Below are 13,384 nucleotides of genomic sequence, written 5' to 3'. Positions count from 1 at the left end.
CATCGGCTGTGCCTATGGTTGCACGAAACACGATCATGCAAGCATTTCGACGAGCCAGTATGCAGGATATTGCGGATCGAGCCGGCGTCTCACGGATGACGGTCTCGCGAGTTCTCCGGAATCATCCCGCGATCGCCAATGCCACCCGGGAGCGGGTGGCACGGATCGCGGAGGAAATGGGTTACAAGGCCAACCCGCTCGTCTCCGCTCTCATGGCCAACTTGCGCAACACCAAGCGACGTCCCGAAACCGTGGAAATCGCTTTTCTCACCACCCACGCCAATCCCAAGGAATGGCGCGATATTCCGCTTTTTCAGCGAATGTTTCAAGGGGCGGAGCAACGGGCGAAGGAACTCGGCTTCGCCTTGCGGGAATTTTGCCTCGGCCAACCCAGGATGTCCGCCGCGAGAATGAGCAAGATGCTCTGGACGCGTAACGTCCAGGGAATCATCATCGCACCCGCTCCGAAGCCCGGCTATCAACTCGCGCTGGAGTGGGAGAAATTCGCGTCGGTCGCCATCGGCTATAGCGTGACGTCTCCCCAACTCCATCGGGTCACCAATCATCACATTCATTCACTGCGAAACGCCATGGAACGAGCGGCCGCTCTCGGCTACCGACGCATGGGGCTGGTGATCGAGCGAGCCCATAACGAACGGGTCGATTACAATTGGGAAATGGCCTACCTCGGTTTTCAGAACCAATCCGGCAACCGTCCCCGCCTACCGATGTTGATGCCGGACACTCTCGACTTTGCCCAGTTCCGCCAATGGATTCAACGACATCATCCCGATGTGATTTTTACCGCCACCACAAAAACCCGGGGCCAAGTTCTCGGCTGGTTGACCCAACTCGGCATGGATGTCCCGAAGGATATCGGTTTCATCAGCGTGAATAAGGACCGAATCGACCACTATACGACAGGAGTCGACCAGAACCCGGAGCTGATGGGCGAAGCCGCGGTCGAACTCCTGGCGGAACAACTCTATCACAATATGCGCGGCATCCCCGTTTCCCCCAAGGTCGTTCTGGTCGAAGGCAACTGGATCGAAGGGGCCACGGTCCGAACCGACCCAAGAAAAATTCAATGTTAATCCAAAATCCTAATACATCGACCCGTCTCACCCAATGACCCATCAATTTATGCAACCAATACTCAATGAGCCTCGTTGATCAGACCATGGGAAACGAATCCAAGGAATCCGCCTGGAGGAAGATCGCGCCGCTATTCGCGCCTCCCGCGGAATTCGCGAGGGATTTTGGCGATTTCCGATCCCTCACCACCTTTGAAAACGGAAGTCCGGTAAAAACGGCGCGCGACTGGGCGAAACGACAGGAGGAATTGCGGCGGCTATGGCAAACTTGGATGGGAGAATGGCCGCCGTTGATCGAAGATCAGGAGTTGACCATAGTCGCCGAAGAACGCCGGGAAAACTTCAGCCAAAAACGCGTCCGCTTCCAGTGGACTCCCGGCGAGTCCACCGAAGGATACCTCTTGATACCCGATGGAGACGGGCCCCACGCCGCGGTCGTCGTCGTTTACTACGAACCCGAATCGGCCATCGGCCTCAACCGCCCATACCGGGATTACGCCTACCGGCTGGCCAAACGCGGTTTCGTCACCCTTTCCCTGGGAACCTCGGAAGCCACAAAAGCAAAGACCTTCGCCCTATACCATCCCAGCCTCGAAAAGGCGGAAATCCAGCCCCTGTCAATGCTCGGATACGCCGCGGCTAACGCCTGGCGCGCTCTCGCGGCACGTCCGGAGGTCGACGCCAGTCGCATCGGCATCACCGGCCATTCTTTCGGGGGAAAATGGGCGATGTTCGCGTCCTGTCTTTTCGACCAGTTCGCGTGCGCGGCCTGGTCGGATCCCGGAATCGTCTTCGACAACCGCGGAGCAGTGAATTACTGGGAACCGTGGTACCTCGGCTATCATCCTCCACCTTGGCGGCGACGTGGTTTGATCACCGCGGAGAACCCGGCCTATGGCCTTTACCTGGAACTCCTCGCCCACCACCGGGACCTGCACGAACTCCATGCCTTGATGGCCCCACGCCCTTTCTTTGTTTCGGCTGGGTCGGAGGATCCTCCCACCCGCTGGAAAGCGCTCAATCACTCCATCGCCGTGAACAAACTTCTGGGCTACTCCGGCCGAGTCGGCATGGCCAACCGTCCGTGTCACAGCCCCGACGCGAAATCATGCCGCCAAATCGTGGAATTCTTCGAATATTTCCTGCTGCATCGCGGGATCGACCAGCCTCACCCGCCCGCTTCATGATCGTCGCCTCGTCTCGCCCCGAAAAGCAAAACCTCCGCGCCGTTGTTCCGACGACCGGAGGCTTGCCAAACATATGGCTTCAGCTCCGCCGCCGGCGGAGCAAAAGGGCTCCGAAGAGGGCGAACCCGCTAAGAATTGCGGCGTAAGTCGATGGTTCGGGAATCACCAGAGATGCGACTTGTTCCGCGGTGAGTGCATCGTCATAAAACCGAATGTCATCGAACAACCCGAGGAAGCTCCAGTTGGTGGTCTCTCTCAATACAGCATCCCGGCCGACAACCACGCCATTATCCCCTTGAGTAAATGAATTGGGATTGGTCCCGGTGACCACCGCTACGCCGTCGAGATAAATGACGAAGGAGTCATCCGCCCCCCGCGTCATCGCGACATGATACCAGGTATCGCTTTGGAGTTGGCCTAAGGTCGCCGAGTTACTGCCATTGTTCCATCCCCCGTGATGAAAAAAACTGAGGGCGAACTGACCGGTGGAGGCATTCAGGTTTTGAGCATGAAGACTCCATCGATTCGCCTGGCCCTGGTTTGCCCCGATAATGTGGAATTGATTGTGCAACCCTTCGGTGGAGGCGGATCCATCCCGATTGAACCAAAGAGAGATGGTAAAGGGATCGGTACCCGGCGCGATCGCCCCCAACTCGATATGGGAATCCTTGAAGGCGGTTCCAACCGCCCCGGTCGATCCATTGGCCGCCGCTCCCGTAGGAGCCGGAGCCGATAAAGGAGCGGGGTCGCTGACCGTCGTTCCCTTCACGAACTGTCCCGCCTGACTTCCGGTCGAAACCTGGTTCACCAGGGAGACCGCCACGGCCCGATCCTCTTCGGGCTCATAATCAGGCGACAGGGTCGTGAGATTATCGTTCAACAACCAATGATGGAGAAGATTGGCGGCTTCGGCCCTTTCAATTGCGAACGGCGCCAAAGCCACGGAGGCGACGAGAATGAAGGATAGTTTTTTCATAATGGGTGAGTAATGGTCAGAGTGAATTGCACCAACGTTGGTTCATGCTGCAACGTTATTTCCAACAGGCGCGTCGACTCCTGGCAACAAAAATCTTTTCAAGACTCAATAAACCAAGGTCCGGAAATCCCGGACCGTATGAAACGTGATCAAATTGGTATTGTGAGCCGACCGGGCGTCCGAATCGCCGGAGCGGCTCAATATGTGGAGGTTACCTCCATCGATCACCATACTGGCGTAATGACGGGCTTCCTTCGGCGTTTCCCCTTCCGCCACGATGCCGGCGAAGGACCAGTCGACTGCGTTCCGCGAAAAATGAAGTTGAAGGCGCTGCCGTTCGTTGTCCGCCAAAGAGAATCGGTCGGGGCCCAAACGTTCCGGACGGGTCATGCTGTCGACCGATTGGGTGCTCAGAAGCCAGTAAAGTTCCGTTTCTTGATCCCAGAGAATATGGAACTTCATCTGTCCGCCTGGCAGAGGCAAAAAGACCAACGACCTCCCCGACGGCGCTCTCTCCAACATTGTGGTCATCGTCCCATCCGCCTGCTCGACCACCTTTGCGATCGCACCGATATTCGTCATTCCGGTGTTGGCCCGCATGTAGAGATGAAAGGTTCTTCCGTCCGGGTCATACCAAAAGTGATTCGGATCGACGATCTGCACCACGTTCGCCTCCAGCCAACCCGGTGGATTCATTCGGCGCACTCCATGGATCACCACTGACCGTTCCGGCTCATGGGGATAAAACGGCACGCCGAAGTAGTCGAGTTTCTCCGGGTCCACCGCGTCGCGAAAATACAGTTCGGAGGCGAAAGTCCAGGACTCCCGTTTCGTCAGATCGGCGTTCACATTCGCCCGCATCAAAACCGGGGCAATATGCTTCACCGGCCATCCGCGAAATCCTTCAGGAATGTCTCGCCGCTCCATCACCAAATACACGTTCCCATTGGCGTAATGGACATTGCACGGGGCTTGATGCCAATCGTCCCCTTCCGTCAACTTCACCGGAGCGGACCAGGTCTCTCCCCAATCGTCGCTCCGGATCACCATCAAATCGCCGGAATGCCCGAGAATGTAAACCGATTCTCCCGCGACGAATGGCCTGGCGTGGCGGAAGGGAAAATTGCCGCGGGCCTCCCAGGACTGGCCCCCGTCGTCGGAAATCGAAATAAAGCCCCGCCCCAGACTGTAGGTGGCCACCAGCCGTCCATTCGGCAACCGGGTCAAACCGGGATTGTAGGCGTAAGGCGCCTCCCGCAGGTTCGGTGCGGTCGCCACAACGACGTGTTCCTGGGCCAAAGGTCCGACCGGTCGCAGCGCGGTTTGTCCCGCCGATCCAGAGGCAAGGGTCGAAGTCGCGACCATCCCCAAAGACAGCGCAAGGGCCAGGACTTTCTTAAATGTGATTCTCATCATTGTATTCATTTAATAGTTACACCTGCCTGGTTCACCAAGACTCTCAAACGGGCGGCCGCAGAGACCGATTCCCCAGCAACAACGTCTTCCTCGGTGAAAACCGCCATCAATATCTTCATCTCTTCTTTGCGATCGAAATCATAGATCGCGTAGATCAATCCTTCGCCGGTCTCAACGGCGTCCGGGTAAGAGACACCAAATCGTTCATCGAGAAGAAGTCCTCCGGTCCAGGTTTCTCCATCATCCTCCGATACATACGCGGTCAAATGCGACCGGCGGCGATCGTCCTCAGGCGGACTGTGCTTGATCAAAAGAAGATTTCCGGAGTTGAGGCGACGTATGAAAAAACGGGCGCTGACGTGATCAATCGCCGACGGTTCTCCCGGCGTCCACGTCACGCCGCCATCCGTGGAAAAACTCTCCCCAATACCATATCGCGTCCGTACCAATTGCCAAATAGATCCATCTTCACGCTCGACAAACATCTGCTCATCATACGTTCTTTCCGGTACATCCGCCTGTCCGATGAGCTCCCACGTCTCTCCACCGTCGCGGGACCGAATCGCGTTGGAAAACATCTCATCCGGAGTGAGAGAGATCGCGCGCTCGTCGGAAATCGCCCGCCGCCCAGTCGTCGAAACCCGGATCGTCCAGACCGCGGCTGGCGCCAGCCAATCCCCATTCGACAACACCGTCGGTTTGTTCATCATCACCCCGTTGAAAAGTCGCCGGGCCGGTGTCCAGGTCGGACGCTCGTCTTCCGGATTCTCCGTGGTGATCGCCCAGACACCCCCGCGTCCGTCCCAAAAGGTGTGGGCTTGCGTCCAAAAGAGCCACATCTTCCCCGCAGGATCGATCCACAAAACCGGATCAAACGGCCGAACCGGACCTTCACCGTCGACCACCAAAGTCGCCCGCGACCAACTTTCGCCGTCGTCACCGCTGGTCGCCAGCACAACGTAGTTGTCGGGCCCTTCATCCGGCTCAATGTTGTTCGCGTACCACGTCGCCCAGAGCCGCCCGTTGGCAGCGCGCTCGATTCCAGGGATTCCCTGGAACTGCCGCACTCCATCGCCATACTGACTGACGAACGGATCCATAATCACCGCCGGAGGACTCATCGCCGGATCATCGAATTCGTCGGCGCAGAGCGTTGCCCCACTCCCCGCGACAACACCGGCAAGCGATGCGCAGGCAATCCATTTCCTAAAGTTTATTTGTATTCGATTTGTCATCATCATTGGTTTAGAAATTTTCCAGATCACGCGAGAGAATCCTCACCCGCACAAAGCCACGCCCGGAAGTCCCCGGAACCGGAAAGAGGCGGACGACCAACTCGTCCGCGGATTCCTCAACGACTTCAAATTCGGTCTCGTCGAAACTCCATTCGACCAAATCCCGGCTGGTTTCCACCACAATATCAACCGCGGCCACCGGGTTCTTCGGAATCCTGAGCTTCAATGAACGCCCTTCTCCCTCCCCTTCCCAGGATACCGTAGGCAAACCATCACGGGAAGATTGCGACGGATCCAGGCCAAACGCGTATTTATGGAGATTGGTGACTCCGTCTCCGCTCGCATCCGCGCCGGGTCCTCGTAGTTCCTGGGGGAGATCGAATCCCGCAATCCATTCTTCGAAACTCACCACCGCCGAATCCAGAATCATGTATTTATTCCACAAATACATTTCCACTTCCTCCAATTCATCGGTTTCCAGAGCCCGATTGAATATGACCACCGCCGCGACATCTCCGTGGAAGTGATCGACCACCCCCGGACCGTGCAACTCCGATCCGGCACCTACCCGGGTAAATTGATGTTGGCGCGGAACCGCATTCGCCCCGGTTCCGCTCCCGGCGAAACGAACCTTTGCGGAATCCAGGACAACCGCCTCCACCTGACCATCGTCCCTCAAATGATTCACTCCGACGTAAAACTCCTCCAACTCCACGCTACCGGGACCGGAGGTGGCTCCGCGGGGACTCCCCGAACGATCCCGGTTCTGAAGAACCAGCCTCCCTCCCTCGCCGTTCGGAGTGAACATGCCATGAAGACGGTAGTTCACCGGCCCGGACGGATTCTCCGGATCGGTGGTAAGGTAACCTGAGTTTAAAATCCTCCCCACCCCATACGACCGCGCCCGGAACACCGTTAGCATCGTCATCCCGGATCGATCGAAATCCGCCCTGTTTTCCCCGATCTCCAGAAAGGTTCCTAACCCGTCGAATTCCAAGACAGGCCGACCGCTCGGCGTCGCGCCAGCCACCGAAATCGGACCGGATCCCTGCTTTTCGTTCGCATGATTCCCGAACCCCGACTGATCGATCATGCGAATCACCCGCCCGTCCTCAACCTCGACCGTATCACTATCCAAATAGGCGACCAATCCGGCCATCACGGGAAAATGTTTCGGTATCTGAACGTCGCCACGGACGAAATCACGGAAATTCTCAATCCGATGAAAAGTGATCAAATTCGAATCGTGTCCACGGGTCGGTTTCACTCCTCCCACATCGAATGCCGTTCGTGACACGACCGCCAAATCCTCCCCATCGATCGCGAAATTCAAATATTGGAATGCTTCGTAATCGAGGTTCGGAGAGTAGAGAAAAATTTCTTCCACTTTCCAATCGATCAGATCAGGCGACGACAGAATGGCCGCGGCGTTCCGGATCATCGCGGGAGAATCCCCCCAAACCGGATCGTTGGCGTGCTCCTCCAAAACCGGATTGCTCAGGGCAAAGAATCGCCCGGAAATGGAATCGTATTGAACGCCAAACTTCTTCTCCCCTCCCGGGAAAAAGCTGAAATCGGTGGCCGGATTGAAGACCGATGGACTCACCGGACCGGTCACCCGGATACGTCCGGTATAGGGAAGATTGTGAACCTTGGGCAAAACGACGACCCCGGTATGCGGAGCGGCCACAATCTGCGCTTCGCTCCAGAAATCGAACGCACCATTCAACCAATTCGTCGACGACGGAACCACCGGGGTTAAAGACCACGACGCCGGGTTCAACAAATCGGCGTCGACCGGCGCCGACATCGCCTGAGTTCCGCTCCGGGCAATCCAAAGCCGCCCAGCGAATATTGCAGGGGTGTTGGGCGTGCCACCTCCCCCCTCCCGGATTATGACCGCATCACTCCAGGTTATACCCCGGTCCAACGACCGGCGAATCGTAGTCGAACGCGGTTGGGCTCCCTGGGTGTACCCATACATATACAAATCGTCCCCATGAGAAAAAACCGTCGACCAAAATTGTCCGTAAAGCGTCGATACACGGCTCCACGTTTCGCCGCGGTCCTCCGACCGAAAGATTCTGACGGTATCCTCCTGCGTATTCGGACCGAATAAATCATGCGACGCGATATAACTCCCGTCGGACAAAATGGTAATTGAGGGTGACGCGACATACCCTCGATCCGGCGGCGTGGGCACTTGCGAAATCAAGACGCCGGGAACCGATTCGGGACCGCTCACGGCCGGCACCACAACTCCACTCAACGCCAAATCATCTCCCGTTTTTCTCCCTATGCTGAACGAAAAACTCCCCGGCTCCACGGTCCAGGCCACCAGGCGAAAGGTGATTTTGTCCAGAATCTGCAAAGGAACCACCTCCCCGAATAGATCAACGCTCGGCATCGTCACCCCATCGGTATCCCATGGGCCCGTTGTTTCGGGCGAAATCGATTGCGGAACCCCGATCGTCTGATATCCACCGGTGCCCACCCGGTATTGCCAAACAAACCGAACCGATCCTGCCACATACACTTCTTCCACCAACCGCACATTCATGTGCAGTCGACGAAGCCGCAAAGCCTCACTCTCATTCGACACCCCAACTTCAAAACTGAAGTACTGTCCCTGGGCGACAGCCGCCTCCATGGAGGTCTGGTTGAATTGGGTTCCGGATCCCCAGGCGTTCGACAAACCGCCTTCGGCGAGTCCCGGCCCCAGCGAGAGCGGAGAATGAACCACGACAGTCGGGGCGAGCGTGGTCGGCTCGAAAGATGCAGAAGACCCGCTTAGGCCATCCGGATTCCACCCGATCAAACGTTCGGCACCCGCCGCGGTCACCGTCCCGATGAAATCGAGATCGTTTCCCGACCGCCGCCCGAGATTCAGGGCGAACCGGTGGGAGGCCGGCGCGATGTCCCCCGGCACTTCTCCCTCCTTCTTTTGCAACCACGCCACCAGACGGAAAACATAATGGAAGTCCGAATCCTGAAATATCGGGATTCCCCCAAGAAACCGATTAAAAGCGACGCCGCTCGTATGCCAGGCACCGGTCGCCTCAGGCGACAACGCATAAGGCTGCAATCCGATATCCGTAAACGTCACCCCGTTCAAGCTGTATTGCCAGATCATCTGCACCTCGTATTCAGGATTCTCATACGCTGCTTGCGTGATCCGCAGGTTGAAACGAATGCGTTCCAATGAGACGACGGTTTCCCCTTGGGACGGACCGAAGTGAACCGTGAAATACTGGCCCGCCTCGATCGCCGCCTCCTTGGAGGTCCGGTCGAATACATTCGAGGACCCCCAGGCGTTAGTGAGCGAACCCGGCTCAAGCCCCGGTCCCAGCGAGAGAAGAGAATACACCGAGATTCCCGAATGCTGCGAGGACGGAGCCAATACCGGCTGCGACTCGGTCAGCCCCTGGTTATTCCAAGCCAGCAAACTCGCCTGGGCCTCCGCCCGCTCCGTGCCAACGAAAAGAGAAAGCAGGATCGCTAGAACCGACAGGAATAAATAAAGCCGCCTCATCTCTCAAGTTTCACGATGAGTCATCAGGTTATTTTTGGGTAGAAAATGAATCAGGGTCCCAGATCGTGGCAGCGATATATCGTTCCGGACCGGTCTCGTGATCGAAATAATAATACAGGGTGACAATCCGTCCGTCCGCGCGCTGAACCGATCGAGGATAGCCGATGTCCCACCCCGCGGCATCGTCGCGCAGAATGATTTCGGCACTCCATGTTCCGCCCTCATCGTCGCTTAATCTCGCACGCATCCCAAAAGGTTCGGCCCGGTAACCGTAGGTCAGAAGCAGCCGGTCGTCACGGAGCCGGATTAGACTGGGCGGATTTCCTTCGCCAATCTCTCCCGTCACGTTTCCGCCGCTGGACCAGGTCTTTCCTTGATTCCTCGATCGATAGGTCTCGATCCAGCGATGGCTTCCCTCCCTCCGGCGAACTGCCGTCAGCAGATCCCCTCCGTCGAGATCGACTGTCGATGTCATGATTTGAAACCCTTCCGGCTCCGGGCCAATCCAGGAGAGAAGCTCCCAGGTCTGACCACCATCGCGGGTCCCCGCGCACAAGGTTCTTCCTTCCCTGCCATCGGACTTTCCCGCTGTCAAAAAAAGTTGAATACTCCGGTCGTCGCGCACCAGATAGTCGGTCCTCCCCGAAATCCAGGGTGCTCCGAAGTCAGGCAATGCGTGAGGGCCTGCCCAGTCTCTTCCCCGATCATATGAAAAATAAAATCGGGCGGGATTTCGTCCCCGCAACGTGAAAGCGAGATCGGGATGCCCGAAATCGATCGGTTGCTCCAACGATCGAAGCGGCGACGAAGGAAAGAGAGGCGATCCTCGCTCACCTTCGATCGACCAGGTCACCCCGCCGTCGAGACTTCGCGCCAACAGGTGTCGGCGAGGACGGTCTGGATCGAGCGCGTGGCGGTCCGGTCCGCGGTCAAGGTGATCGCCCCGCACAAATCCAACCAAAATCTCATCCCCCCAGGACCAGGCGCCGTGGTTGGCGGGCCATCCAGCGAACCGCCCCGGTTCATGGTAAACGGGAACGTGGTCCGCGACCGGAGCGGCGAATACGGCGGACCAACCAACGGAAACCGTTCCAATCAGGAGAACGGCAAGACAGATTCCCGAGGATTTACGATGATCACCACCCTCGGTCATAGGTATACTCCGCGGCGGATTTGGATTCCACATGTCCGTCGAGAAAAAGGTAATTGCGGGAAGTTTCGTGCATCGGAGTCATTACCATCGCTTCCAAATTCACGTTCGTCGGTCGCCCATCGGAGTCGGTGATCAACCAAAGGCGACTGGCCGGAATCGTTTCCGACAATTGATTGTATCGCCCAACCGGAATATTATCCGCTCCATCGGTGCGTTGATGACCCAACGGATAGATCCGAAAGCCGACAAAATCACGCTGGCTATCATTGGTCCGATAAGCGCGGGGGCGAGCGATATTAGCGATATCCACACGAGTGGCATAGGTCGGACAAATCAGGATATCAATGATCTGATCGTTATCCATTTCCGGAAGTCCGAAATACGACATCAGGGGATCTGCAAGGCCTCCACCGGATTGGGGCGTGATATAGATCGTCGAAGGTCCGGGCAGATAATCGTCGTTGTCTGTAGCGAAAGCATGGATGGCGATTCCAATTTGCCGCAAGTTACTTCGGCAACCCGTGCTCCTCGCCGATTCCCGCACTTTGCCCACCACCGGGATCAAGATTGCCGCAAGGATCGCGATGATCGCAATCACCGTCAACAATTCGATCAGGGTAAACGCCTTGGAGACGTGCATTCGTTTTGTCATGGTCATATTATTATCCTGTTTCAAAGGTTACAATTTACGCTTCATTACCGATCACTCGATCTCCGGCAAGGCGAGACGCAACCGAAGGAATTTTCGGGATTCGTCCCCGGAAGAAGGCGCCAAGCGTATCTTTATCATCTCCGGTGAGTCCTCCACAATTTCAATCTCCCCCTCGTCGACAGCCCAATCGACCAGGTCAACGCTGGTTTCAAATCCGAAATCGACGACCGCGTCCGGGTTCTTCGTGACCACCATCGTCAAGCGCTCCAAGCCGTCGACCTCTTCCCAGAAGGTTTCCGGCAAACCCGCGCGGGAAGCCGCCAATGGATCCAGACCGAATGCGTATTTCTGCAAGTTGGTGATTCCGTCCCCGCTGGCATCATCGCCCGGTCCCCTCAATTCGACAGGAACGTCGAAACCGGCAATCCAACTATCAAAATCCGCGCCCGTATCGGCCGACTTTAAGTATTCATTATACAAATACTCCTCCACCGCCTCGAGCTCGCTTCCGGTCAAAGCCCGGTTGAAAATCACGACAGCTGCGATGTAACCGTTAAAGTAGTCCGTCACCCCGGCATTGCGGAATTGCGAACCGGCTCCGATCCGGGTCAGTTGATGATCGACAGGGTTGGCGTCGGCCAACGTGCCGTTTCCAGTGATGCGTTGGTTCGATGAGTTTCGGACGATCGCCTGGAAGTTTCCGTTTTCCTCCAAATGATTCACCCCCAGATAAAATTCCCCGAGAGAGATCGAGCCGTTGCCCGAGGAGGCGCTGCGGCCGTCGCCCGCCAGGTTCCGGTTCTGGAGAAGCATCCGTCCGTTGTCGCCATTTTGATTGAACATCCCGTGCAATCGGTAATTGGCCAACACACTTGGATCATCCGGATTGGTCGTGAGATAGCCGGAAGTAAGAATGCGCCCGGTCCCGAAAGCCTCGGGACGGAAAATCGCGAACATAGTCATTTCACGTCGATCGAAATCATCCGGATTTCCTTCGATCTGCAGGTACTGACTTGACCCATCGAACTGCAGCGCATCCCGCCCACTCGGAGTCGCCGCCGATACCAGCACCGGAGCTGGACGGGGAAGATCTTCGACCACAAACGCTTCGGCATGATTACTCCGGCCGGAAACGTCCAGCATCTCCTTCACGAATTCGTCTTCTGTCACCACATTTCCCGCGTGGAGATGCAAGACCAATCCACTCGTCACCGGCGGACTCTCCAGCTGTTCAACGGGAATTCCATTGCCCAGATACGCATTCTGCAAAAACTCCTCCACGTCGAGCAACTCGAACGGATCCAATGTCCGGTTGTAAACCAAAACCGCCGCGATATCACCGTCGAAGAACTCCTCCGGCGTCGGTCCCCGCAAGACGGATCCGGCTCCGATCCGGGTCAATTGGTGACCTTGAGGATCAGAGGTCGCACCCGACCCATCGCCCACCGAGCGGTTATTGGCGACATCCCGGATGATCGCCAGCATCTCTCCGTTTTCGAGCAGGTAATTCACGCCGAGATAAAACTCACCGGTCTTGACAACTGATGGTGAGGAGGCCGCGACCGCACCACCGGTGAGACTGCGGTTTTGAACCATCAACCGATCAACATCGCGCGCCATCATACCGTGAACTTTGAAGTTCGCCGGGGATTCGGGATCATCCGGATTGAGCGTCGCGTAACCTGAGTTGATCATCCGTCCAATGCTCAATCTGTTCGCCCGAAAAACCACGAATGTCGTCATCCCCTTCCCATCGAAATCTTCCGGGTTTGGTCCAACATCCATGTAGCCACCGACCCCATCGAAACGAACGGCATCCAATCCGGTCGGGGTGGCCTCGGATATCAGCACGGGGGCTACCGGTTGCTGGAATCCGATTTCAACGGCGTCGTTCCCGGAACCGGACCGATCCAACATGCGAAAGACCCGACCGCCATCCACATAGATCGAGTCGCTGTCGAGGTACGAAACCAAGCCGTCAGTCACGGGAAAGTCCCCCGGAACAGCGGCGGGTACGGGAGGTCCCGCGAAGGTCAAGGAAGCGCTTGCAAGGGCAAGGAGGGAAAGAGATGAGACGCGCATAGTGATTTTCGGGCTTGCTGCAACGTTAGTGCTACAACGAACCCGAATAAACTCCCT

At 56.9% G+C, this 13,384-nt stretch carries 9 protein-coding genes; 2 read left to right on the top strand and 7 right to left on the bottom strand.

Annotation, left to right across the window (positions count from 1 at the left end; translation table 11 throughout):
- Positions 1–35: 35 nt before the first annotated feature.
- Both ACWUI2_RS19535 and ACWUI2_RS19530 read left to right on the top strand, forming a co-directional pair.
- Positions 36–1,094 (top strand): LacI family DNA-binding transcriptional regulator, encoded by a 1,059-nt coding sequence (locus tag ACWUI2_RS19535; protein WP_486984521.1) that lies wholly within the window; start codon positions 36–38, stop codon positions 1,092–1,094.
- Positions 1,095–1,159: 65 nt separating this feature from the next.
- Positions 1,160–2,281: a dienelactone hydrolase family protein gene (locus ACWUI2_RS19530; RefSeq protein WP_486984520.1), complete on the top strand. Its 1,122-nt coding sequence runs from the start codon at positions 1,160–1,162 to the stop codon at positions 2,279–2,281.
- Positions 2,282–2,360: 79 nt separating this feature from the next.
- On the opposite strand, the gene ACWUI2_RS19525 is transcribed toward ACWUI2_RS19530, so the two are convergent.
- The 7 genes from ACWUI2_RS19525 to ACWUI2_RS19495 form a co-directional block, all read right to left on the bottom strand.
- Positions 2,361–3,257, bottom strand: coding sequence for a LamG domain-containing protein (locus tag ACWUI2_RS19525; protein WP_486984519.1), 897 nt, complete (start codon positions 3,255–3,257; stop codon positions 2,361–2,363).
- A 105-nt stretch (positions 3,258–3,362) separates the two neighbouring features.
- Positions 3,363–4,673: a sialidase family protein gene (locus tag ACWUI2_RS19520; RefSeq protein WP_486984518.1), complete on the bottom strand. Its 1,311-nt coding sequence runs from the start codon at positions 4,671–4,673 to the stop codon at positions 3,363–3,365.
- A gap of 5 nt (positions 4,674–4,678) precedes the next feature.
- Positions 4,679–5,794, bottom strand: coding sequence for a sialidase family protein (locus ACWUI2_RS19515; RefSeq protein ID WP_486984517.1), 1,116 nt, complete (start codon positions 5,792–5,794; stop codon positions 4,679–4,681).
- A 124-nt stretch (positions 5,795–5,918) separates the two neighbouring features.
- A complete protein-coding gene (locus ACWUI2_RS19510) occupies positions 5,919–9,440 on the bottom strand; it encodes a sialidase family protein (RefSeq protein ID WP_486984516.1) in 3,522 nt (1,173 codons plus the stop codon).
- Between the two features lie 28 nt (positions 9,441–9,468).
- Positions 9,469–10,593 carry a sialidase family protein gene (locus ACWUI2_RS19505; protein ID WP_486984515.1) on the bottom strand — a complete coding sequence of 375 codons (1,125 nt, stop codon included), beginning with the start codon at positions 10,591–10,593 and terminating at the stop codon, positions 9,469–9,471.
- On the bottom strand, positions 10,577–11,251 hold the full coding sequence (locus ACWUI2_RS19500) for a type II secretion system protein (protein WP_486984514.1): 675 nt from the start codon (positions 11,249–11,251) through the stop codon (positions 10,577–10,579). The genes ACWUI2_RS19505 and ACWUI2_RS19500 overlap by 17 nt, the downstream gene beginning before the upstream one ends.
- Positions 11,252–11,296: 45 nt before the next feature.
- Positions 11,297–13,231 (bottom strand): hypothetical protein, encoded by a 1,935-nt coding sequence (locus ACWUI2_RS19495; RefSeq protein WP_486984513.1) that lies wholly within the window; start codon positions 13,229–13,231, stop codon positions 11,297–11,299.
- Between the last annotated feature and the right edge of the window lie 153 nt (positions 13,232–13,384).

This window comes from Verruconatronum alginivorum, assembly GCF_056590205.1.
Note: the sequence above shows the minus strand (reverse complement) of the source record. Positions and strands in the feature narration are given on the sequence as shown.